Origin of the sequence: Halalkalicoccus subterraneus (genome assembly GCF_003697815.1) — an archaeon.
GTDB lineage: Archaea > Halobacteriota > Halobacteria > Halobacteriales > Halalkalicoccaceae > Halalkalicoccus > Halalkalicoccus subterraneus.
This window is the reverse complement of the sequence record NZ_RDQG01000052.1, coordinates 1-21,045: the sequence shown is the minus strand read 5'-3', so window position 1 is coordinate 21,045 and position 21,045 is coordinate 1. Positions and strand designations below refer to the sequence as shown.

Genomic DNA, 21,045 nt, shown 5'->3' with positions numbered 1-21,045 from the left:
CCATCGCGTTACGCGAGCAATCCGGCGAGCAGAACCATCGATAGAACTACCAGCGCCGCCATGCCGAACACGAGCGCGAACGCGAGCACCGTCCCGAGCATCCCGTCGTCGTAGAAGAACTCCTCGACGATCCCGCGGACGTCCTCCATGTTTGGTCCGAGTCGGTCGGCCATGGTTACCCCAGCGTACGTGCCGGTCGTTCATGAGTGAACCGGTGGCCCGGCCGCGCTCGGTCAGTTCGTTCCGAGTGCGTCCCGGAGGTCGTCGCCGACGTCCGCGATGGCCTCACGGGCCCGGTCGACCTCCCGCAGCGTCATGAAGCCGTGGACCATGTCCTCGTAGTTCCTGTAGCGTGTGGGGACACCGTCGTGAACGAGCTGTTCGGCGTATCGTTTCCCGCCGTCACGGAGCGGATCGAACCCAGCGGTGACGACCGTCGCGGGGGCGACCCCGGAGACGTCGCAGGCGTTCGTCGGGTCGGCGTACGGGTTGCGCTCGTGGATCTCTCTCGCGTAGTAACACTCGCGGAACCACCGCAGGTCTGCCTCGTCGAGGACGATACCGGCGTTGTCCTTGACCGAGCGCTGGCCCTCCTCGACGCCGACTCCGGGGTAGAGAAGCGACTGATGGGCGACGTCGGGTCCGTCGCGCTCGGCGGCCATCAGGGCGGCGACGGCGGCGAGCGCCCCGCCGGCGGAATCGCCCGCAAGTGCGACGGAGCCGGTCCCGTGGACGGCGTCCGGGTTCGCGTCCGCCCACTCGAGGGCGGCGTAGGCGTCCTCGACGGCCGCGGGAAACGGGTGCTCGGGGGCGAGGCGGTAATCGACCGAGAGGACTGCACACTCGCTTTCGCGCGTGAGGTGCCGACAGAGCCAGTCGTGCGTGTCGATGCTCCCGAAGACGAAGCCGCCGCCGTGGAAGAACACGACCGTGTGAAACGGTCCGTCCCCGTCCGGGAGGTAGAGACGGGCGTCGAGTTCGCCGGCGGGACCGGGGACCGTTCGCTCGACGGTCGCACCGACCGGCGGCGGGTTCCGGTTCCCGATCCACGTTGCCGGCCGGCTGACGAGCCGGAGGAGCTTCACTCCGCGACGGCTGTGCGGGAGGGGAAAACGGTCCTGCCGTTCGACTGCCGATTTCGCCTGCGGGTCGATCTCGCGAGCTTGCATTACTGATGGTTTGGGCGATGGTCGCAAAACCGCTTGTGCTCCGGCCGGCGATATGGCGCCCGAAACGCACGGACAGGTGATCGAACCCGTTGAGAGCACTACCGGATCGACATCCGCCGGTCGTTGCAGACGAAAATATCGCCCGGAACACTAACGACCGGTCTCATCCCAAGGCGGCGTGCCGTGTCGACCGGGAAACCCTCGTGCCAGGCGGGTCGCACTGACGCGCGACCGAATACCTCGGCGGTGAAACCGCCGGGCAAAGCGTGGTTTCCTCGAAACCACGAAACGAACCGGCGTCAGCCGGCGGGTGTGAGGCGCTCAACGGAGCCTCGTGAACCGCAACCGCAAACCGTACCGCACGCTCGGCGGCAGAGCCGCCTCGCGCTTCGCGGTCCCGTTGGGACCGCGCGAATATCGCACACCCGGGTTCGCCGTGCGATCATCGCTCCCGAGTGGGACAACTCCGCCGGGGACTTGAGGTGTGCACGCGACCATACGGAACCGGAGCGATTAAGCCCTGCGACTGGACGCCGGGCAGTCGCGAGGACAGGGTATTTGCCCGTCGGAACCCTAGCTCCGACCCCGAATGACCCTCCCCGACCGAGGCGCGCTCTCGCGACGCGAATACCTGAAAGGTCTCGTCGCAGTCGGCGGGACCGCCGCTCTTTCGGCCTGTCTCGACGAGGAGTCGAACGTCGAGATTCCGACCGGCGATCCCGGCTCCGTCCCCGACCGCCAGCACGCATGGAACGCCGTCCTGTCGGGCGACGACAACGAGAACATCGTCCCCGCGCGCCACCACGTCCTCCTGTCGCTCACCCTCGCTCGCGACCCGACCGAGGAGGACCGCGGACGGTTCGAGCGCGCGCTCGAAACCCTCGAACGCGCCTACGAGTGGAGCCACGAGGGACTGCTCGTTACGGTCGGCTACACCCCCGCGTACTTCGAGCGGGTCGGCTGGGACGGATTGGCCGACCCCGAAGCGCTCACCGAGTTCGAGCAGCCCGACTTCGAGGACGGCGATCTCCAAGTCCACCTCGCGAGCGACCACTCCCGGGCGGTGCTCGCCGCCGAAGAGGCGCTCTTGGGCGAGGTCGAGACGGTAAACGGAATCGAGGTGGAGGCGAACATCGGTGACCTCATCGACGACCGCGAGCGCCTCACCGGCTTCGTCGGACCCGGACTGCCCGCCGAACATCAGGACACGCCGGGCGTGCCCGATTCCGAACCGATCCACGAGGAGGCGCCCTTCTTCATGGGGTTTCGATCGGGGTTCGAGGAGAGCCAAGCCACCGAGGACCGCGTGACGATCGAGGAGGGGCCGTTCGCCGGGGGCACCACCCGACACGTCGAGTCGCTCGCGATCGACCTTCAGCAGTGGTACGGACAGGACTCACAGTTCCAGCGGGTCGCAAAGCTGTTCAGCTACCGGCATGCCGAGGAGGATCGCGTCGGCGAGTACGGCGAGAAACTGGACGAGTCGAACGGGCTCACCGCGGAGCGTATCGCGAATACCGCCGAGGACGCCCGCGAGTACGGCGTGATCGGCCACGCTCAGAAGGCCGCCCGTGCCCGTGATGACGGCGAGCCGCTCCTCCTTCGCCGCGATTTCAACACCACCGACGACGACCGTCCCGGCCTACACTTCCTCTCGCTCCAGCGGGACATCGACGAGTTCGTCCGGGTTCGCGAGGCGATGACGGGTGCGAACGTCGCCGAGGAAACCGCGGTCGGATCGATCACCAACAACGGGATCCTCCAGTACCTCACCGTCCGCCGCCGCGGCAACTACCTCCTCCCGCCGCGCGAGTTGCGGGCCTTTCCCGTGCCGTGAGAACGGAGGGGAACCGACGCTACTCCCGTGAGTCATAGTGTGTACTCGGACTCGTGAAACTGGACGTACCGTCCGTCGCGGAACCCGAAGCGGGCCTTCCGGTACTCCAGGAGGAGTCTGGTCGCACCGAGCCCGGCACCGAACTTCCGGTGAAACATGTCGTACCCCCCGCTGTCTGCGAGCATCCGGCCGGCGACCCGGAAGGTCCGGTCCCAGTCGGCGGGCGTGTACCCTTTGACCATCTCGGCCATCGAGACGTTGCGCAGGATCTCCTCGCCGATCCGGCCCTTCCACGTGTCGTTGTAGCTCCCCAGATCGCCGATCGCGGCGAGTCGACCCGCGATCTTCCCCGAGCGAACCGCGAGGTGATAGCCCCCCTCGTGGAACGCCGAGGTCGTCCCCATCGCCCCGCCGACGACGGCGATCCCCGCCTTGGTGGGCGAGTCGATCGGCCGGGTCGAGGAGATCGGGTAGGCCTCGGTGCCGCCGCGTTTTCCCCGGTCCTCGACGAGCGGGAAGTCCTCCTCGACGTCGTAGCGGTCGCCGTACTCTTGTTCGAGCAATCGCCGAAGGTACTCCCGTCCGGCGGGCAGGCGCTCGTCGTCCGGTTCGAGCAGCGGGTAGTCCTCGGGGTTCTCGACCTCTTCCAGACTCATCCCGATGGGCATCGTCAGGCCGACGCGGGCGACGGTGCCGTCGTTGGGAAACACCCACGGGTAGGCGGTACGACCCGGGATGTGGCCCCACCAGAACTTCAGCAACCCCTCGTCGAACAGCTCCTCGGGAAATCGGCGGTGTTCCTGATAGGCGATGTGGTTTGCGTGCGTGCCCATGTGATCGCCCATCGATCCCCCAGAAACGAACTGGTCGAGAACCGGAATGGTGACGTTTCGCTGGGGGCCGTCCGCGAGCACGAGGTGCTCGGCCTCGACCTCGGTGCCGTCGCCCAGCGTCAGGTGGTGGGTATGACCCGAGGAGAGGTCGCTCTCGACGTTCTTCACTGCGGTGCCGACGCGGTATTCGGCGCCCGCGTCCTCCGCGCGCTCGCGCAGCCAGTCGTCCATTCGGGGCCGGTCGAAGGTGAATCCGAACTTCGGATACGAGGAGTCGATCCCCGTCGAGTACATCGTACAGCGTTCCGTGGGGCCGACGAACTCGGTTCCCTCGAGTTCGCGCAGGACGATCTCGTCGGGGATCTCCTCGAAGGGGATCTCCATGAGGTCGACCCAGTAATCGAGCATCCCCGCGGCGTCCGTCGAGTCGGGACCCAACTCGGCGCGGTCCGCGCGCGGAACGCCCTTCTCGACGACGAGGGTTCGCGCATCGCGCTTTACGGCCTCTTCGGCGGCGGACATCCCGCCGGGGCCGCCGCCGACTATCGCAACGTCAACGCGCTCCATACTCAAACGGGCTTTCGCACTCTCTTAAACCCCCTGAAGCGGACGAGTCGAGAACGTACTTCGAACCGAAATATTGATCGCGGACTCCCCGAAGGAGGTACCATGTACGCGATCACCAACGGGAACGTTCGAACCCTCTCTGAGGCGGGAACCATCGAGAGCGGGACCGTGCTCGTCGAGGAGGGCGAGATCACGGCTGTCGGAACTGACATCGAGATTCCCGAGGGGACGACGGAGATCGACGCCGGCGGAAAGCCGGTGACGCCCGGGCTGGTCGACGCCCACAGCCACGCCGGCGTCAGCGAGTGGGGCGAGCCCGAGGACGCGGACCACAACGAGGTCTCGGATCCCGTGACCCCCGAGGTCAACGTTCTGGACGGCTTTCACCCCGGCGACGAGGAGCTCCATCACGCCTGTCGTGGCGGCGTGACGACCGTCAGCGCGCGCATGGGAAGCGCGAACGTAGTGGGTGGCATCATCTGCTCGATGAAAACTCATGGAGAGACCGCCGACTCGATGCTCATTCGCGAGGACGGCATGAAGGCCGCCTTCGGCGAGAACCCGAAACGTGTCCACGGTAAGGACCGTGATCGCGCGCCGGTCACCCGGTCCGGCGTTGCGGCGACGCTCAGACAGGCACTAATGAACGCCGAGGACTACCTCGAACGTAGGGACGCTGTCCACGAAAACGACGAGCCCTTCGAGCGGGATCTCGGTATGGATAACCTCTCGCGAGTCATCGAGGACGACCTGCCTCTGCGAGTCCACGCCCACCGCGCCGACGACATCATGACCGTCTTTCGAATCGTCGAGGAGTTCGGCATCGAGGAGCTCTCGATCGAGCACGCGACCGAGGGGCACCTGATCGCCGAGGAGTTCGCAAAGCGGGGCGTGCCCGCCGTCGTCGGCCCGAGCCTCTACAGCGGCGCGAAGTACGAACTCTCGAACATCACCTTCGAAACCCCCGGTATTCTCCACAAGGCCGGCGTGAAGGTCGCGATCCAGACCGACGCGCCCGTCCTCCCACAGAAACACCTCGACGTCTGTGTAGGCCTCGCGATGCGCGAGGGACTGCCCGAGGAGGCAGCGCTCGCGACCGTGACGAGAAACCCCGCCGAGATCCTCGGGATCAGCGACCGGGTCGGTACCCTTGAACAGGGAACCGACGCGGACCTCGTGATCTGGGACGGCGAGCCCTTCGAGATCGCGACGAGCCCCGATCGGGTGTTCGTCGACGGCGAGCCCATCGGGGAGAACTAAGTCACGTCGCCGTGACCGACGAACCATGTCCAGCGAACCCATCCTCGTCCTCCGACGGGGAACCCACGGAATGCCCGTTTCCGATCTCGCTCGCGAGATCCGAGAGCGACTGCCCGACCACGAGATCCGGGTCGCAGAGACACCCGACGGGGAACGAGAACTGATCGCCGACGCGCGGATCACCGTCGGCATGGGGATCGACGAGGAACTGTTGAGCCACGCCGAGAACCTCGACCACTTCGCGTGTGCGTACGCCGGGACTGGTCATCTCCCGATGGGTTCTCTAGAAGAGGCGGGCGTCCGGGTGACGAACGCCGCAGGGGTTCACGGCCCGAACATCGCCGAGCAGGTCATCGGCTCGATTCTCGCCTTCTCGCGGGACTTTCTCAAAGGACGCGACCAGCAAGACGCCCACGAGTGGCGCCACTACCAGACCGACGAGTTCATGGGATCGACCGTCACGGTCGTCGGGCTGGGTGCGATCGGCGAGGCGATCGTCGAGCGCCTCGATGGGTTCGGCGTCGACACCATCGGCGTGCGCTACACCCCCGAGAAGGGCGGACCCACCGACGAGGTGATCGGCTTCGAGGAGAGGGCGCTCCACGAGGCGCTTTCGCGCACCGACGTCCTGGTGCTCGCCTGCCCGCTGACCGACACCACCCGCGGGCTGATCGGCGAGGAGGAGTTCGTTACGCTGCCCGAGGACGCTCTATTGGTGAACATCGCGCGTGGCCCGGTCGTCGAGACCGACGCGCTCGTCTCGGCGCTACGGCGCAACAAGCTTCGGGGCGCGGCGCTCGACGTGACTGACCCCGAACCGCTCCCGGAGGACCACCCGCTGTGGGACTTCGGGAACGTCCAGATCACGCCCCACAACGCCGGCCATACCCCGAGATACTACGAGCGGCTGGCCGACATCGTCGCCGAGAACGTCGAGCGCATCGACGCGGGCGAGTCGGGACTGAAGAATCAGGTCGTCTGAACCGCGTATCAGCGGCGCCGGAGGCGGGCGATCGCCACGCCCAGCGCCGCGACGCCGACGAACGCTCCCGCGACGCCGAAAACGGCGTGAACGCCCGCCGCACCCGAGACGGGTCCGAGTACCACCGGCGAGAGGAACTGGCCGATATAGCCGAACATCGCGACGTAGGAGCTGTACTGGCCCTTCCGGTCGTCAGGGGCCAGTTCCTCGATCCAGAGCAACACGGTCGGGAAGACGAGCCCCTGGCCCAGCCCGAACAGCGCGACCGGGAGGATGGCGACGAAACGCCCGTCTGCCACCGTCGCGACGAGGAAGGCGACCGTCCACAGCGCGAGCGCCGCGAGCGTGATCCGGCGGTAGTCAAAGCGTCGCTTGATCCGCTCGTAGAAGTACGCGCTCGTCCCGCCGGCGACGCCGAGCGCCGCGAGATAGAGGCTGATGACCAGCGAGGATTCGACCCCGAACGCCGCCAGGAGCGCGGGGTAGTAGACGGTGTAGGCGTACAACAGGAGGTTCGCGACGAAATAGAGCCCGTAAACCAACAGGATGATCGGCCGCGACGTGAACACGGAGAGCAGCCCGGCGAGACCGCCCTCATCGCTCGATTGGACGGGGTTTTCGCCGTTGAGTGCGGTCTCGGGAACCGTGAGGTACGCGAGCACCCCCAGCGGAAGCGCCAGCCCGTAGACCGCGAAGGGAGCCTGCCACGACAGCGTCCCGAGCGCGCCGCCGACGACCGGCCAGACCGCGCCGCCGAGGCTGTTGGCGCTCCCGCGAAGTCCCATCGCGCGGTCCTTGCGCTCGTCGGAAAAGAGGTTGTAGATGAGCACCGTCACGCCGGTGTAGACGAACGCGACGCCGACGCCGAGCACCGCCCGCGAGGCGAGCAACAGCGGGAACGACTCGACGACGAGGCCTGCTGCACCGGCGACGCCGTAGACGAACAGCCCGGCGATGTACGGCCGGCGCGGCCCGATCCGGTCGATGATCGTGCCGGCGATAGGGCTGGTCAGGACGATGAAGAGGCCGTGGGTCGTGATGATCAGCCCGGCTTGGGACTGGGGGACCCCCAGACCGGACTGGATCTGATTGACGACCGGCCCGAGGATGGCCCCGGCCATCACCGTCAGCGTCGCCGACGCGATGACCACCCACAGCGCGACCTCGGGCCGTCGAAGGTCGCTCGCGCCGGCCGCTTTTTCGTTTTCGACGCCCATCACTCGTCCTCCAGTTCGGCCCCGAGGTTCCCTGCGACGGTCCGCAGGCCGGCCACGAGCGACTCGACCTCCCTCTCGTCGAGGCCGCGGGTCACCTCCGCGTTCACCTCCTCCTTGATCGACTCGACGGCCGGTCGGATCTCCTCGGCGGACGGGGTGAGGAACAGTCGCTTGCGCCGCCGGTCCTCGGGATCCGGACGACGCTCGACGTAGTCCTTCTCCTCGAGCCGGCTCGTGACGCGGGCGACGACCGACTTATCGAGGTGATGGTCCTCGACGATGTCGGTCTGGGTCAGTCCCTCCTCCTCGTACAGCGCGAACAACACCCGGTACTCGCCGTGGCCGAGACCGTACTCCGCGAAACGGCGCTGAATGCGCGCGCTCAGCGCGCGGCCGGCCAACGAGACGTGCCACGCGAGTCGCTCGTTCGTGTCCATACGGCAAGTAGTTGCTGGTGCAACTTAATCGGCGGGTTCCTGATCGCGGTCGGGTCGGGAGAGATCGGTACACTGAACATCGACATCGACGTGACTGGTATCGCTCGAGTGAGGAGGAGATCGGATAAGTGGCCGAGTACGACCGACGCTCGGCCGGTATACCGGTCAATCACGCTCGAACGAGTCGACCATCCGGTTCGGGCCGCCCGAACGCATCCCGCTATTCGCCAGAATAGCGTCTACAGGTATCCTTCCTTCGCGAGCAACTCGCCGTTCAGCACGCTCGCGCCGGCCGCGCCGCGAAGCGTGTTGTGGGCCAGACAGTTGTACTGCAGGCCGCTCTCGCTCTCACGCAGGCCGCCCGCGCAGATCTGCATGCCGTTCTCGCGCTCGCGGTCGAGGCGGGGCTGGGGGCGCTCTGGCTCCTCGAACACCCGGATCAGGGGGTCGGGCGAACTCGGGAGGTCAGCCGACTCGTAGGACTCCATCGCCTCGCGGGCGTCCTCGGCGGTCATGTCCTCCTCGGCCTCGACCCAGACGTTCTCGAGGTGGCCGTCCAGCGTGGGAATCCGGTTACAGGAGGCCGACACAGCGGCGTCGTGCATCGACAGCTCCGCCCCGTCGAACCCGCCGAGCAGCTTCTTGGACTCGCTTTCCATCTTCTCCTCCTCGCCGCCGATGTGCGGGATGGCGTTGTCGATGATCTCCATCGAGGTGACGCCGTCGTAGCCCGCCCCCGAGACGGCCTGCAGGGTCGCGACGTGGACTCTCGAGAGTCCGAACTCGTCGAGTGCGGCGAGCGTGGGGACCATCGTGATCGTCGAGCAGTTGGGGTTTTTCACCATCGCGCCGTCCCAGCCCCGCTCGTCGCGCTGCACTTCGAGGAGTCCGAGGTGGTCGGCGTTGACCTCGGGGATCACCAGTGGAACGTCCTCGGCCATGCGCTGGTTCGAGGAGTTCGAGGAGACGAGGTAGCCCGCCTCACAGAAGTCGCTCTCGACGCGCTCGCCGACCGCGGAGGGAAGCGAGGAGAACAGCAGGTCGATGTCGTTATCGATCGCGTCGGGATCGGTTTCGGCGACCGTGATGTCGGCCACGCTCTCGGGGATGGGCGTGCTGATGCGCCATTTCGCGGCCTTCCGGTAGGGTTTGCCCGCGCTCTCGGAGCTCGCGGTGAGCGCTTCGATCTCGAAATCAAGGTGGGGATCGAGCAGTTGGATGAGTCGCTGTCCGACCGCACCGGTCGCACCGAGGATACCGACAGTGTGAGTCATTAGCGAGGATAGGGTACAGGGCGTTCAAAACGGTTTGGATACGGGAGTTCGGATTCCAATTGTGATACGGGCAAACGCTGTCGCGACCGCTCCCCGAAGCGGGCGCTCGCGGGCGAGACGACGGCTCGGAAGAAGTTCTACTGGGCGGCCTGCTGCTGGTCGTGTTTGCGGGTGACGTAGCCTGCGATCCGGTTGCGGACACCCTTGGACTCGATGTTGGTGAGTTCGCGGACGCTGTTCTTGTTGTGATCGAAGTCGCTGCCGAAGGCTTCCGGATAGCGCTCCATGAGGAGCGTCCCCGTCTTCTTGACGTAGGCCGGTTTGATTGCCATACCCCGCGTTACTTGCGTGTCGGCCTAAAAGGATTCGTTTCGACGCTTCCAGCCCGAGTGTTCCGTGAGCCGGTCGAAGGCTACCCGGTCGCGCTCGCTTCCACAGCGCTCGACGACCCCCTCGAAGTAGGCGAGTCGATCGAGCAGGTCGGCGGTGTCGTAGCTCGGCACGTCGAGACGCGAGGCCGCGACGGCCCCCTCGATCACGGCGCCACGACCCCGCGAAATCGTCGGCACCACTCGGCGTTCCACGCCCGACTCGACGGGCGTGAGTGCCCACCTCTCCCACTGCGTGCCGCCCGATTCGCCCATCTCGACCCGCCCCACCTCGACGCGAACCCACGCGTCCGCCGAGGGGAGAACGGGGTCGTCGCGCTCGTGGATCGAACAGGCCGCCTCGACGAACGCGACGGGATCGCGCGTGAACTGGACGTACCCCTCGCCCTCGCGGTGGAAGTTCCGTCTGGTACGGGTGTTACCCCACGTCCGGGCGGTGACCGGTTCGTCCGGAAAGAGGCCGAGAGCGGCGAAGTTCCACCGGTCGTTTGGGCCCAGCGTGGCGGCGACCGACTCGACCACGCCGTCGAGGTCGACCGGCCAGCCGCTATCGCTCGCGTTTCCGTCCCCGTCCTCACCACCCTCGCCGCTCACACCTCGACACCCCGTTCGAGCGCGATGAAGAGGCCGGCGGCGACGATATCCGCCGTAGTCCCGGGGTTGATCCCACGCCGGACGAACGAGTTAGCGAGCGAGATGAGCATGTCGATGTCGCCGAGGTGCTCGGCGATCTCCTTGCTTGCCCACTCGGCCGTTTCGGACCCGTGTTTCTTCGCCACCAGCGTGTCGGGGTGTTCGGCCAACTGCTCGCAGAAGACCGCCGCCGTCCGATCCGAGAGCGATCCCGGGAGCTCCCCGATCCGACTCGCCACCCGAAACGAGCGCTCGAACCCGCCCGTCCACTCGCGGGCCACGTCGTCCTCGTCCTCGCCCAGCGCCATGACCTCGTACAGGGAGAGGTCCCGTTCTTCGACGGCCGGAACCGCCGCCGCGCCGCGTCGAACGTCGAGTTCGCCCGCGTCGGCGGGCGGATCGGAGACGAACACCGAACAGTGCTCGAACGCCCGGTAGAACGCCGCGGCGTCCGTGACGGTGGTGTCCTTGACGACGCTGTCGACGCCCGCCGGTGAGAGATTCTCCTCGTTTGCTGCCCGAACCAACGGCGTGAGCAAGAGGAGCGCCCCGAACTGGGTGTTCTCGCCGTGCGGATCGACCATCCCCTGTACGGCGCGCTCGAAGGTCTCGCCGACGGGGCCTGACTCCGCGGCTCGCAGCCCCGCGCCCGCGCCGACCGCGCCCGAGAGGAACTGTTCGTAGCGCAGGTCATCGAGGTCGCGATCGCGGTCGACGTTGCCCGGCTTGGGCGTTCCCGAGACTTCGAGCAACAGCGCGAGCTGGGCGTTCTCGGCGGGCCTCATGCGCTCGCCTCCCGATCCCAGGCGTCGACCGCCTCGCGCACGCGAGCGAGCACTCGTGGATCGTCGCTCGGCCGGCCGACGCTCACCGCGTCGGCGCCGAGAGCGAAGTACTCGTGGGCGCTTTCTCGCCCTCGCACCTCGTTGTTCGCGATCACGAACAGGTCGCTCACCTCGTTTACCTCACGAATCACCGGCTCGGAGTCCATCGCGTCGACGTGGACGATCGCCGCCCCGGCGTCCTCGATCGCCCGTGCGGTCTCCACGAGATCGACGCCCGGAACCTCCGCTCGCACCTTCACGCTCACCCGCGCGCCCGTCTCGGCCGCCGCACGGACCTGCTCGGAGAGCCGGTCGGTATCTCGAAGCAACGCCTCGCCACAGCCCACCCGGCACAACTCTGCCTGCCGACAGTGGGCGTTGATCTCGGGGATCGCGTCGTGATTCCGGCAGATCTCTGCCGCCGCCCGGACCGGCCCGGGCGAGGTGCTCCGGACGTTGAACCCCGTCCCGATCCCGTCCCTCGAGAGCGCCGCGAGCTGGTCGTTGACGAACCCGAGGGGATCGGTAGGCAGGAACTCCTCGCGGCCCCGCGCGACCAGCTCGCGGGCGGCCTCCCTCGATGGTTCGTCGAGCGCGACCCCACCGAGGATCGCACGATCGACGTACTCGCTCGCCCGGCGTGCCCACTCGGCGTCCGACTGCCCGCTCAGGCTCGCGGCGACCACGCGCATCAGGTCACCTCCGAGAGCGCCTCGTCGACCGCCCGCGCCACGCGGACCCCGTCCTCTGGCGAGTCCATCGCCGTGTCGGTGTGGACAACTGGTCGATTCAGGTCGGTTCCGTCCGCCGAATCCAGTACGAACGCGTCGACGAAGGGATAGGCCTCGGCGACGCCCGCCGTCGAGGGCTCATAGCCCGTCGCGGCCAGCAGGTCGCCCGCGGGCCCCGAAAAGACCCGGTTCTCGACGAACGGGGAGACCGCGACCACCGGCGCTTCGACAAGCGCCTCCTCGACCCCCTCGACCGCGCGGATCGGGCCGATACTGGTGACCGGGTTCGAGGGGCCAATCACGACTCGGTCCCCGAGAGCCTCACGGACCGCCGGCGTCGAGCACGCCTCGCCGCGGAACTCCACGTCCTCGATGGTCGGCTCGCCCCGACGCGCGACCCAGAACTCCTGGAAGTGCATGGGTCCGTCAGGGGTGTGGACGATCGTCGCGAGCGGGTCGTCGCTCATCGGGACGAGGTCGATCTCCAGTCCGAAGGCATCGGCGAGGGTACGGGTGACCTCCGTAAGGGTGTGGCCCTCGTCGAGCAGGCTCGTCCGGGTGATGTGGACCGCCCGATCCTTGTCGCCGATCGTCATGAACTCCGCGATCCCCGAGAAGCGCCGCCAGCGAGCGATCTCCCTGCCGGCGGTCTGGCGTTCGTCGGAAAGGTAGCGCGGGCCGTCCTCCAACCCCGCGCTCTCGGCGAGTTCGAAGAGGAACTCGTCGGTCTCGTGGGTGTCGCCCTCCATTCCCCACCACGTCTCGCGGTCGAGGGCGCCGCCACGCTCGAACAGCACGGTATCAACGTCCGGCGAGACGAACAGCCCGCCGAGTTCGATGTCGTCACCCGTGTTCGCGATCACCGTCGTTTCCTCGGGCGAAAAGACGTCCTCTGTGCCGGAGAGGAGCTTCGGCGTCCCGGTCCCCCCGGAGAGAAACGTGACCATACGCGAGATAGGTAGAGGACCTGCCTTAAACGCTCGCTCTCGACCGGCAGGCGAGCCTGCGCAAGCACCCTCGGCGCTTTAGTCGCCGACAGTGCTCTCGTTTCGTATGACAGATACGCCCGACATCGAACTGGTCGAAACGGACGAGGAGTACGTCCACGTCCGGTTTCGCGATCCCGACCGCTACGACGAGATCCGGACCCCCGACTGGGCGACGGAACCGGCCGAGTCCGTCTCGGAGGGCAGCGAGGTCCGCACGGGGAGAGTCGAGGGAAGCGACGACTGGGAGGTGACCTCCGTCCTGATCGACAAGCACGTCGGCGAGGGAAAAGCCAAGCAGCAGGCCCGCCAGATCGTCGCGAAGATCGAGTCGTAGCCGACGAAACGAAGCGAATTAGGTGTTAGGGATAGCTCTCTGGGGCATGGTCGCCGGCGAGGGGAGACGAACGAACGGGCCCGCGAGCCGACCCGGAACGGGTGGCGTGATCGCGCGAGCGCTCCTCGCAGCGCTCGCCGTAGTTCTCGGCCTCGTCTGGATCGTTCGGTTGGCGGTCGTCGGCTCCACGCTGGCCGGCGGGCTCCTGTTCGAAGTGCTTCCCCCACTGGTGTTGCTCTACTTCGGAATCGTCTACTTGCGGACACAGTACTGGACGCTGCGCGACGGCTCGTGACGCTCGGCGACTAGCTGCCGGCGTACCGCCGGTCGAAACAAAACGGCTATGAACCCTGCGTGACTCGCATCGGCTGCATGTCTGCTAGCGATTCACAAGGAGGGCTACAACGGTTCGGACAGGGTGTAGCCAACTGGTCCGAGCGGTGGGTACCGAGTCCGTTCATCTTCGCGATCGTACTCACGCTGATCGCGTACGCGGCGGCGGTCGTGTTCACGGCCGATGGGGCGTTCCAGAACGTCATCAACTGGTACGACGGCTTCTGGGAGCTGTTGGAGTTCGCGATGCAGATGGTCCTCGTCCTCGTCACCGGCTACGCGGTCGCCGACTCGAAGCAGGTCAGCGGACTGTTGGACCGGATCGCCTCGGTCCCGAGCGACGGCGCACAGGCGGCGGCGCTCGTCGCGGCGGTCGCGATGCTTGCGGGCTACTTCCACTGGGGGGTCGGCCTGATCATCGGGGCCATCTTCGCCGTCTTCGTCGCCCGGGCGGGCTATCGCCGGGGGAAGACGTTCCACTACCCGCTCCTGTGTGCGGCGGGTTATACGAGTCAGGTCATCTGGCACGTCGGTCCCTCGACCAGCGCCGGCCTGCTCTCGGCGACCGAGGGCCACGTCTTCGAGGACGTCATCGGCGTCGTTCCGCTCTCCGAGAGCGTCTTTACGGTCTACGCGTTCGGCCTCGCGATCCTCGTGTTCGCGACCGTCGTTCCACTGCTGTACTTCCTCGCGCCGACGCGGGAGAACGCGGTCGGGATCGAGGAGTACGCGCCGAGTCTGATCGACGACGGGACCGAGGATCGAAGCGAGCGGGAGGTCGCTACCGACGGCGGAACGGCCCTACCCGCAGAACGACTCAACGACAGTCGCCTGATCGCGTACGTGGTCGCGACCGGGATGATGGTCTACGTCGTCCAGCACTTCGCGACCGCCGGAATCGGCGAGGCGCTCGACCTCAACGTCTTCAACTTCGCCTTCATCGCGTTCGGCCTCTACCTCTACGGGACGCCGACCGCCTACATGGGGGCGATCCGGAACGCGACCGAGAGCTCTGCGGGCATCATCCTCCAGTTCCCCTTCTACGCCGGAATCCTCGGGATCGTCGACAACTCCGGGCTCTCGGCGCTGATCTCGGAACTCCTGTTGGATCTGGCGACGCCGGCGACCTTTCCGGTCCTCGCGTGGCTCCTCGGCGGCTTCATGAACTTCTTCGCCCCGAGCGGCGGCGGCGAATGGGCGATCATCGGCGGTATTATCGGCGGAACCGCGGTCGAACTCGGCGTCCCACCCGGTCAAGCGATCATCGCCTACGGCACCGGCGACATGTGGACGAACATGTTCCAGCCGTTCTGGGCGATCCCCCTGCTCGGAATCACGCAGGTTCGGGCGCGCGACATCCTCGGCTACACGCTGATCGTCATGATCGTCCTGACCCCCGTCTTCGCCATCGGGCTGTACTTCCTGCCGTACTGATTCCGATCCGTGGTAGCAATCATCAACGGTTAAGGGGTGGCGTTGCGTCGGTTCGTGAATGATCGACGACGAACCGCTCGCCGCGGCCGCGAGGTCGCTTCGAACCGGTGAGACGGACCCCGATGAGTACATCGGGACGCTTGAAGGACGCGCCGAGCAGGCCGAACCCCGAATCGAGGCGCTGCTCGACGAACCCGATCGCTGGGGGCGGCTGGACCGCGAGGCACGGGCGCTCGAAGCGCGATTCGACGACCCGACGACGAGGCCGCCGCTGTACGGCGTTCCCGTCGGAGTGAAGGACATCTTCAACGTCGAGGGGTTCGAGACGAAAGCGGGATCGACGGTCCCTTCCGAGGCGGTGACCGGCCCGGAAGCCACAAGCGTGCGCGCGCTGCGGGATGCCGGCGCGCTGGTACTGGGAAAGACCGTCACGACCGAGTTCGCCTACTTCGAGCCCGGTCCGACCCGTAACCCCCACGACACCGATCACACGCCCGGCGGTTCCTCTAGCGGCTCTGCGGCGGCGGTCGCCGCCGGGCTCTGTCCGCTCGCACTCGGCTCCCAGACCATCGGCTCCGTGATCCGCCCGGCCGCGTTCTGCGGGATCGTCGGCCTGAAGCCGACCTACGGACGGATCCCTATCGGCGGGGTGCTCCCGGTTGCACCCTCCGTGGACCACGTCGGATTCTTCACGCAGGACGTCGCGGGCGCGGAGCTCGCTGCGAGCGTTCTCTACGAACACTGGCGGCCCGAGAATTCCGGAGAACCGACGCTGGGAGTCCCCGAGGGGCCGTATCTCGAACAGGCCGATCCGACGGCCCGCGAGGCGTTCGACGAGCAGATTACACGGTTGGAAGCGGCGGGCTACGACGTTCGGCGGGTAGAGCTGTTGGCGGATATCGAGGACGTAAACGAGCGCCATCAGGCATTGGTCGCCGCCGAGACTGCCCTCTCACACAGCGAGCGCTTCGCGGCGTACGAGGAGCACTATGCCGAGGCGACCGCCGACCTGATCCGCGAGGGTCACGCCGTCGGCGTCGGGGAGCTCTGTGATGCTCGAACCGGACGCGGCGCGCTCCGCGAGGCCGTCGAGGGGACGATGGATCGGGAGGGAATCGACGTCTGGCTCTGTCCGGGTGCGCCCGGACCGGCCCCCGAAGGGATCGACGACACTGGCGACCCGGTGATGAACCTGCCGTGGACCCACAGCGGGCAGCCCGCGATGGCGCTACCCGCCGGCGACCTCGACGGACTCCCGCTCGGCCTACAGTGTGTCGCGCGCTACGGCGACGACGAGCGCCTGGTCGCGTGGGCCGAGGGGATCGCGAGCGCACTGTAGACCGGCGGTTTAAGCCCGACGACGACCCAGAGCGCGTATGAAGACGATCAAGGACAGCGTTCACGACCACATCGAGGTCGACGGGGTCGCCCGCGCGCTGCTCGATACCCCCGAGGTCCAACGACTGCGTCACATCAAGCAGTTGGGCACCGTTTCGCTGGTCTATCCCTCCGCGAACCACACCCGCTTCGAGCATTCCCTGGGGGTGTATCACCTCGCCTGCGAGGCGCTCTCCCAACTCGGGATCGAGGGCCGGGCCGCAGAACGGGTGCGGGCCGCGGCGATCCTCCACGACGTCGGCCACGGCCCCTACAGCCACAACGTCGAGGACGTGATCGAACGTCACACCGGCAAGTACCACGAGGACGTCGCCGACGTGTTCGCCGACTCGGCGATCCCCGGGATCCTCCGCGAGCACGACCTGGAGCCGGATCGGGTCGCCGGACTCATCCACGGCGAGGGCCAGTACGGCGGGCTCGTCTCGGGCGAACTCGACGTCGACCGGATGGATTACCTCGTGCGGGACGCCCACCACACCGGCGTTCCGTATGGTACGATCGACCACGGCCGGTTGGTCCGGGAACTCCGCTTCGTCGACGGCGAGCTCGTCCTCGCGGAGGGCAACGTCCAGAGCGCCGAGAGCCTGCTGGTCGCCCGCGCGCTGATGAACCCGACGGTGTACAGCCACCACGTCGCCCGGATCAGCAAGTCGATGCTGCGGCGGGGTGCCGAGCGGCTGATCGAATCGGGGACCGACCCCGAAGAACTCAGGAGAATGGACGACCACGATCTGCTGGTCGCGCTGCGGACGACCGAAACCACCGAGGGCCTCGCCCGACGGTTCGCCCGCCGGGACCTGTTCAAGCGGGCCGTCTGGGCCGAGTATCGCGACGTCCCGGGCGATCTGCTCGATCTCGACCACGAGGCGGTCGTCGAGTATGAACAAAGGATCGCCGACCGGGCGAGCGTCGAGGACGACGCGGTGATCCTCGACGTGCCGGGCGCGCCGACGATGACCGAATCGAGTACCCGCGTCGTGGTCGGCGGCGAGACCCGCCGTCTCGACGAGCAGTCGCCCTTGGTACGGACCCTCCAGCAGTCACAGCTCAACCAGTGGCGTTTCGGCGTCTACGCACCCGACGACGTCGCCGACCGGGTGGGCCATGCGACCGAGGCAGTACTGGGGCTCGATACTGACGGCACGCTGATCAGCGATATGCGACCCGGACTGCACACCACGCTGGACCGGTTCGGTGCGGGCGGGAACTAAAACCCGCGGGTTCAAATCCCGCGACCGTCAGAACCGCGTATGATCGTCGAAGGAACCGTCCTGCGCGGACCCGAGTTCGAACCGATCGAAGGACGGGTCGTCTACGAGGACGGGCGGATCGAAGCGATCGAGGAGGCTTCGACCACCAGCGACCGGATCGTCGCGCCCGCGTTCGTCAACGCCCACACCCACATCGGGGACTCCATCGCGAAGGAGGCGGGCCGTGGACTGACCTTGGAAGAGCTCGTTGCCCCGCCGGACGGGCTGAAACACCGCCTGCTCCGGGAGAGCGATCGCGATGAGATGGTCGCCGCGATCCGGCGCTCGGTCGAGTTCATGCGCTCGGGCGGCGTGACCGGCTTCCTCGACTTCCGCGAGGGTGGCGCGGATGGGGTGTCGGTCCTCAGGGAAGCGGCCGACGGACTCCCGGTCGATGCCTTCGCGATGGGGCGGGACGAACTCGCCGCACTGGAGGTCGGCGACGGCTACGGGGCCAGCGGTGCGGCGGACGACGATTTCGCGCGCGAGCGCGATGCCGCCCGCGAGGTGGGCAAACCCTTCGGGATCCACGCCGGCGAGAACCGCACCGACGACATCGTCCCCGCACTCGACCTCGAACCGGACTATCTGGTCCACATGGTCAACGCGAGCGCCGAGCATCTCGACCGGGTCGAAAAGCAGGAGGTTCCGGTCGTGGTCTGTCCGCGCGCCAACCTGGTCACGAACGTGGGCCTGCCGCCCATCGAGGACCTCGTGGAGCGAACCAGCGTCGCGCTCGGCACCGACAACGTGATGCTCAACAGTCCGTCGATGTTCCGCGAGATGGAGTTCGCCGCCAAATTCACCGACCTCGACGCGCCCGAGGTGTTACGGATGGCGACCCGGGCGGGTGCGGAAATAGCGGGTATCGACGCCGGCACCATCGAGGAGGGCCGTGAGGCGCGCCTGCTCGTCCTCGACGGCGATTCGGACAACCTTTCGGGAGTACGTGACCCTGTCCGGGCAGTCGTGCGTCGTGCCGGGGTTGCTGACGTGCTGAACGTGATCCATCCGGCGCAACACAATTAAGCGAGTATGTGAATGTGCTACACGATGTACGAGCGTATTCTCGTTCCGACGGACGGGTCGGCGGGCGTCGAGCGCGCCATCGAACAGGCCGTGGCGCTCGCGAGCGTCCACGGAGCGTCGATTCACGCCGTATTCGTCGTCAACACGGCGAACTTCGCGAGCCTCCCGATGGAGACCTCCTGGGAGGGCGTCAGCGACATGCTGCGCGAGGACGGCAAGGAAGCGCTCGAACGCGTCCGCGAGATCGCCGAACGGGAGGACGTCCCCATCGAAACCGGACTGATCGAGGGCACGCCCTCGAAGGAGATCGTCCGCTACGCTACCGAACAGGGCTGTGACCTGATCGTCATGGGCACGCACGGCCGTGGCGGGATCGACCGCCTCCTCCTAGGAAGCGTCGCAGAGCGCGTCGTTCGGGGCTCGCCGGTGCCCGTCCTCACCGTCCGAGTGCGCGAGGAGGACGTCGGATAACTCAGACCGGTCGGAGGTGCTCGCAGTCCCCAGCGTGGACGCGAACCGTCCCGTCGTCCGTTTCGATCACTAACCGGCCGGGTGATTCGATGTCGAGGGCCTCGCCGACGACCTCACCTTGGGCGGTCTCGACGCGGACTCGTTGGCCGAGCGTGATCGCGCCCTCGCGCCACCCGTCGAGTATCGCGTCGGGGTTCGTTCTCAGGGAATCGAACCCTTCGAGGACTCGCTGGGTGAAGGCGCGCCGGTCGATATCGCCGACCTGCTCGCGGACGCTCGTCGCGCCCTCGGGTAGGTCCTCGCTATCGACGTTCGCATTGACGCCGATCCCACACACGACCCACGAGACCCGGTCGGCCTCGCCCTCCATCTCCGTGAGGATCCCGACGAGTTTCTCGCCCGTGGATTCGAGCAGGATGTCGTTGGGCCACTTGATCCCTGCATCGACGCCCGGCTCGCGCAGCGCCCGGGTCGTCGCGACCGCGGCGGCGAGGGTGAGGAGGGGCGCCTGCATGGGCGCCAGCTCGGGTCGGAGGACGAAACTCAGGTAGACGCCGCCGCTCGGGGCGTTCCACGCCCGGTCGAGACGGCCCCGTCCCGCAGTCTGCTCGTCCGCGAGCACGACGACGCGGTCCTCGCCCGCCTTCGCCAACTCCCGTGCGCGGGCGTTCGTACTGGCGATGGCGTCGTGGTACTCGACCCGGTAGGGCGTATCGAGACCGTACTCGACGGCCGGACCGCAGAAATCGGGAACCGAGACGATTCGATAGCCCGACTCGGTGGTCTCTATGTCGAAGCCCGACTCACGGAGCACCTCGACCTGCTTCCAGACGGCGGTGCGCGATACACCCAACTCCTCGGCCAGCGCGGGGCCGGAGACGGGTCCCGAGGCGAGCGCGTCGAGGATCGCCTTCCTGCTCGTCATTCAGTCGATGACGACGAGCGTATCGCCCATGTCGACGCTCTCGCCCTCGCTGACGAGCACCTGTGCGACGGTCCCCCCCGAGGAGGCGACCACGTCGTTTTCCATCTTCATCGCCTCGAGCACACAGAGCACGTCGCCGCTTGCGACCTCCTCACCCTCCTCGACTTCGACCGAGAGGATGGTGCCTTGCATCTCGGCGGTGACTTCCTCGCCCTCGGCGGCGACCTCTTCGGATCCGGCGTCGCTTTCACCCGCAGGCTGTGGGGGCTGTGCGCCTCCACTTCCTCCGGAGCCACCGCCTGCAACCGCCTGCACGCCGCGTTCTTCGAGGTCGACCTCGAAGCGCTTGCCGTTGACCTCGACGGTGAACTCCCGATGGACGACGTCCTCCTCGTCGCTCTCGCCGTCGGTTTCGCTCCCCCACTGTTTCTGGGCCTCCTCGATTCGGTTCCGGTCCATCTCGTCGTCGAGGTACTTCGTGGTGTGAGTCCCCGAAACGAACCGCTTATCCGAGAGCATCAGCCGGTGGAACGGGATCACCGTCACGACCCCCTCGATGTCGTACTCCCGGAGCGCGCGCAGGCTCCGACTGATACACTCCTCGCGGTCACTCGCGTGGACGATCAACTTCCCGATCATCGAGTCGTAATCCGTGACGATCTCGTCGCCCTGCCGGAGCGCGTCGTCCATCCGCACACCGATCCCGCCCGGCGGATCGTAGATCGCCAG

23 protein-coding genes are annotated in these 21,045 nt (G+C 67.1%); 10 read left to right on the top strand and 13 right to left on the bottom strand.

Annotated features, from left to right (window positions below; genetic code table 11):
- Positions 1–8 precede the first annotated feature (8 nt).
- Together EAO80_RS19785 and EAO80_RS12910 are read right to left on the bottom strand one after the other, a co-directional pair.
- Positions 9–173: a hypothetical protein gene (locus tag EAO80_RS19785; RefSeq protein ID WP_162993996.1), complete on the bottom strand. Its 165-nt coding sequence runs from the start codon at positions 171–173 to the stop codon at positions 9–11.
- Between the two features lie 60 nt (positions 174–233).
- Complete coding sequence (locus tag EAO80_RS12910) at positions 234–1,169, bottom strand: alpha/beta hydrolase (protein WP_122090296.1); 936 nt, start codon at positions 1,167–1,169, stop codon at positions 234–236.
- A gap of 589 nt (positions 1,170–1,758) precedes the next feature.
- Between EAO80_RS12910 and EAO80_RS12905 the strand changes: the two genes are divergently transcribed.
- Entirely contained in the window at positions 1,759–3,006 is a 1,248-nt protein-coding gene (locus tag EAO80_RS12905) for a DUF7405 family protein (protein ID WP_122090295.1), read from the top strand.
- Between the two features lie 32 nt (positions 3,007–3,038).
- Here the strand turns inward: EAO80_RS12905 and EAO80_RS12900 are convergent, their stop codons facing one another.
- Positions 3,039–4,406, bottom strand: a complete 1,368-nt coding sequence (locus tag EAO80_RS12900; protein WP_122090294.1) for an NAD(P)/FAD-dependent oxidoreductase — start codon at positions 4,404–4,406, stop codon at positions 3,039–3,041.
- 102 nt (positions 4,407–4,508) lie between these two features.
- Here EAO80_RS12900 and EAO80_RS12895 point away from each other — a divergent pair, with 102 nt between their 5' ends.
- Both EAO80_RS12895 and EAO80_RS12890 read left to right on the top strand, forming a co-directional pair.
- Positions 4,509–5,666: an amidohydrolase gene (locus EAO80_RS12895; protein ID WP_122090293.1), complete on the top strand. Its 1,158-nt coding sequence runs from the start codon at positions 4,509–4,511 to the stop codon at positions 5,664–5,666.
- Positions 5,667–5,691: 25 nt separating this feature from the next.
- Positions 5,692–6,648, top strand: a complete 957-nt coding sequence (locus EAO80_RS12890; RefSeq protein ID WP_122090292.1) for a D-2-hydroxyacid dehydrogenase — start codon at positions 5,692–5,694, stop codon at positions 6,646–6,648.
- 8 nt (positions 6,649–6,656) lie between these two features.
- Here EAO80_RS12890 and EAO80_RS12885 read toward each other — a convergent pair whose 3' ends face one another.
- The 8 genes from EAO80_RS12885 to cofD all read right to left on the bottom strand — a co-directional run bounded on the left by EAO80_RS12885 (position 6,657) and on the right by cofD (position 13,100).
- Positions 6,657–7,865 carry an MFS transporter gene (locus tag EAO80_RS12885; RefSeq protein ID WP_122090291.1) on the bottom strand — a complete coding sequence of 403 codons (1,209 nt, stop codon included), beginning with the start codon at positions 7,863–7,865 and terminating at the stop codon, positions 6,657–6,659.
- Complete coding sequence (locus tag EAO80_RS12880) at positions 7,865–8,302, bottom strand: MarR family winged helix-turn-helix transcriptional regulator (protein ID WP_122090290.1); 438 nt, start codon at positions 8,300–8,302, stop codon at positions 7,865–7,867. The genes EAO80_RS12885 and EAO80_RS12880 overlap by 1 nt, the downstream gene beginning before the upstream one ends.
- Before the next feature lie 239 nt (positions 8,303–8,541).
- The gene (gene asd, locus EAO80_RS12875; RefSeq protein ID WP_122090289.1) at positions 8,542–9,576 is read right to left on the bottom strand and encodes an aspartate-semialdehyde dehydrogenase; all 1,035 of its coding nucleotides are present in this window, start codon (positions 9,574–9,576) and stop codon (positions 8,542–8,544) included.
- A gap of 137 nt (positions 9,577–9,713) precedes the next feature.
- Positions 9,714–9,908 carry a 30S ribosomal protein S17e gene (locus EAO80_RS12870; RefSeq protein ID WP_122090288.1) on the bottom strand — a complete coding sequence of 65 codons (195 nt, stop codon included), beginning with the start codon at positions 9,906–9,908 and terminating at the stop codon, positions 9,714–9,716.
- 24 nt (positions 9,909–9,932) lie between these two features.
- Positions 9,933–10,559 (bottom strand): DUF447 domain-containing protein, encoded by a 627-nt coding sequence (locus EAO80_RS12865; protein WP_122090287.1) that lies wholly within the window; start codon positions 10,557–10,559, stop codon positions 9,933–9,935.
- Positions 10,556–11,383 (bottom strand): triphosphoribosyl-dephospho-CoA synthase, encoded by an 828-nt coding sequence (locus EAO80_RS12860; protein WP_122090286.1) that lies wholly within the window; start codon positions 11,381–11,383, stop codon positions 10,556–10,558. The genes EAO80_RS12865 and EAO80_RS12860 overlap by 4 nt, the downstream gene beginning before the upstream one ends.
- On the bottom strand, positions 11,380–12,114 hold the full coding sequence (locus EAO80_RS12855; RefSeq protein WP_122090285.1) for a tRNA-dihydrouridine synthase: 735 nt from the start codon (positions 12,112–12,114) through the stop codon (positions 11,380–11,382). Before EAO80_RS12855 ends, EAO80_RS12860 begins: the two co-directional genes overlap by 4 nt.
- The gene (gene cofD, locus EAO80_RS12850) at positions 12,114–13,100 is read right to left on the bottom strand and encodes a 2-phospho-L-lactate transferase (protein WP_122090284.1); all 987 of its coding nucleotides are present in this window, start codon (positions 13,098–13,100) and stop codon (positions 12,114–12,116) included. The genes EAO80_RS12855 and cofD overlap by 1 nt, the downstream gene beginning before the upstream one ends.
- Positions 13,101–13,206: 106 nt before the next feature.
- On the opposite strand from cofD, the gene EAO80_RS12845 reads away from it, so the two are divergent.
- The 7 genes from EAO80_RS12845 to EAO80_RS12815 all read left to right on the top strand — a co-directional run bounded on the left by EAO80_RS12845 (position 13,207) and on the right by EAO80_RS12815 (position 19,391).
- Positions 13,207–13,476: a hypothetical protein gene (locus EAO80_RS12845; RefSeq protein ID WP_122090283.1), complete on the top strand. Its 270-nt coding sequence runs from the start codon at positions 13,207–13,209 to the stop codon at positions 13,474–13,476.
- Positions 13,477–13,498: 22 nt separating this feature from the next.
- Positions 13,499–13,771 carry a hypothetical protein gene (locus tag EAO80_RS12840; protein WP_245998611.1) on the top strand — a complete coding sequence of 91 codons (273 nt, stop codon included), beginning with the start codon at positions 13,499–13,501 and terminating at the stop codon, positions 13,769–13,771.
- A 77-nt stretch (positions 13,772–13,848) separates the two neighbouring features.
- Positions 13,849–15,243, top strand: a complete 1,395-nt coding sequence (locus EAO80_RS12835; RefSeq protein WP_122090281.1) for a short-chain fatty acid transporter — start codon at positions 13,849–13,851, stop codon at positions 15,241–15,243.
- A gap of 58 nt (positions 15,244–15,301) precedes the next feature.
- On the top strand, positions 15,302–16,582 hold the full coding sequence (locus tag EAO80_RS12830; protein WP_122090280.1) for an amidase: 1,281 nt from the start codon (positions 15,302–15,304) through the stop codon (positions 16,580–16,582).
- Between the two features lie 37 nt (positions 16,583–16,619).
- Entirely contained in the window at positions 16,620–17,852 is a 1,233-nt protein-coding gene (locus EAO80_RS12825; protein ID WP_122090279.1) for an HD domain-containing protein, read from the top strand.
- A gap of 39 nt (positions 17,853–17,891) precedes the next feature.
- Entirely contained in the window at positions 17,892–18,920 is a 1,029-nt protein-coding gene (locus EAO80_RS12820; RefSeq protein WP_122090278.1) for an amidohydrolase family protein, read from the top strand.
- A gap of 24 nt (positions 18,921–18,944) precedes the next feature.
- Entirely contained in the window at positions 18,945–19,391 is a 447-nt protein-coding gene (locus EAO80_RS12815; RefSeq protein ID WP_122090310.1) for a universal stress protein, read from the top strand.
- 1 nt (position 19,392) lies between these two features.
- Here the strand turns inward: EAO80_RS12815 and EAO80_RS12810 are convergent, their stop codons facing one another.
- Both EAO80_RS12810 and EAO80_RS12805 read right to left on the bottom strand, forming a co-directional pair.
- The gene (locus EAO80_RS12810) at positions 19,393–20,316 is read right to left on the bottom strand and encodes a biotin--[acetyl-CoA-carboxylase] ligase (protein ID WP_122090277.1); all 924 of its coding nucleotides are present in this window, start codon (positions 20,314–20,316) and stop codon (positions 19,393–19,395) included.
- Positions 20,317–21,045 (bottom strand): biotin/lipoyl-containing protein (locus EAO80_RS12805; RefSeq protein WP_303645842.1); only part of this gene is annotated, 729 nt, incomplete at its 5' end. It abuts the gene before it with no gap.

Bases quoted from the DNA above. Each gene is read 5' to 3' on its own strand.
- EAO80_RS19785 (WP_162993996.1), bottom strand. From the start codon at position 173: ATGGCCGACCGACTCGGACCAAACATGGAGGACGTCCGCGGGATCGTC.
- EAO80_RS12910 (WP_122090296.1), bottom strand. From the start codon at position 1,169: ATGCAAGCTCGCGAGATCGACCCGCAGGCGAAATCGGCAGTCGAACGG.
- EAO80_RS12905 (WP_122090295.1), top strand. From the start codon at position 1,759: ATGACCCTCCCCGACCGAGGCGCGCTCTCGCGACGCGAATACCTGAAA.
- EAO80_RS12900 (WP_122090294.1), bottom strand. From the start codon at position 4,406: ATGGAGCGCGTTGACGTTGCGATAGTCGGCGGCGGCCCCGGCGGGATG.
- EAO80_RS12895 (WP_122090293.1), top strand. From the start codon at position 4,509: ATGTACGCGATCACCAACGGGAACGTTCGAACCCTCTCTGAGGCGGGA.
- EAO80_RS12890 (WP_122090292.1), top strand. From the start codon at position 5,692: ATGTCCAGCGAACCCATCCTCGTCCTCCGACGGGGAACCCACGGAATG.
- EAO80_RS12885 (WP_122090291.1), bottom strand. From the start codon at position 7,865: ATGGGCGTCGAAAACGAAAAAGCGGCCGGCGCGAGCGACCTTCGACGG.
- EAO80_RS12880 (WP_122090290.1), bottom strand. From the start codon at position 8,302: ATGGACACGAACGAGCGACTCGCGTGGCACGTCTCGTTGGCCGGCCGC.
- asd (WP_122090289.1), bottom strand. From the start codon at position 9,576: ATGACTCACACTGTCGGTATCCTCGGTGCGACCGGTGCGGTCGGACAG.
- EAO80_RS12870 (WP_122090288.1), bottom strand. From the start codon at position 9,908: ATGGCAATCAAACCGGCCTACGTCAAGAAGACGGGGACGCTCCTCATG.
- EAO80_RS12860 (WP_122090286.1), bottom strand. From the start codon at position 11,383: ATGAGGCCCGCCGAGAACGCCCAGCTCGCGCTGTTGCTCGAAGTCTCG.
- EAO80_RS12855 (WP_122090285.1), bottom strand. From the start codon at position 12,114: ATGCGCGTGGTCGCCGCGAGCCTGAGCGGGCAGTCGGACGCCGAGTGG.
- cofD (WP_122090284.1), bottom strand. From the start codon at position 13,100: ATGGTCACGTTTCTCTCCGGGGGGACCGGGACGCCGAAGCTCCTCTCC.
- EAO80_RS12845 (WP_122090283.1), top strand. From the start codon at position 13,207: ATGACAGATACGCCCGACATCGAACTGGTCGAAACGGACGAGGAGTAC.
- EAO80_RS12835 (WP_122090281.1), top strand. From the start codon at position 13,849: ATGTCTGCTAGCGATTCACAAGGAGGGCTACAACGGTTCGGACAGGGT.
- EAO80_RS12830 (WP_122090280.1), top strand. From the start codon at position 15,302: ATGATCGACGACGAACCGCTCGCCGCGGCCGCGAGGTCGCTTCGAACC.
- EAO80_RS12825 (WP_122090279.1), top strand. From the start codon at position 16,620: ATGAAGACGATCAAGGACAGCGTTCACGACCACATCGAGGTCGACGGG.
- EAO80_RS12820 (WP_122090278.1), top strand. From the start codon at position 17,892: ATGATCGTCGAAGGAACCGTCCTGCGCGGACCCGAGTTCGAACCGATC.
- EAO80_RS12815 (WP_122090310.1), top strand. From the start codon at position 18,945: ATGTACGAGCGTATTCTCGTTCCGACGGACGGGTCGGCGGGCGTCGAG.
- EAO80_RS12810 (WP_122090277.1), bottom strand. From the start codon at position 20,316: ATGACGAGCAGGAAGGCGATCCTCGACGCGCTCGCCTCGGGACCCGTC.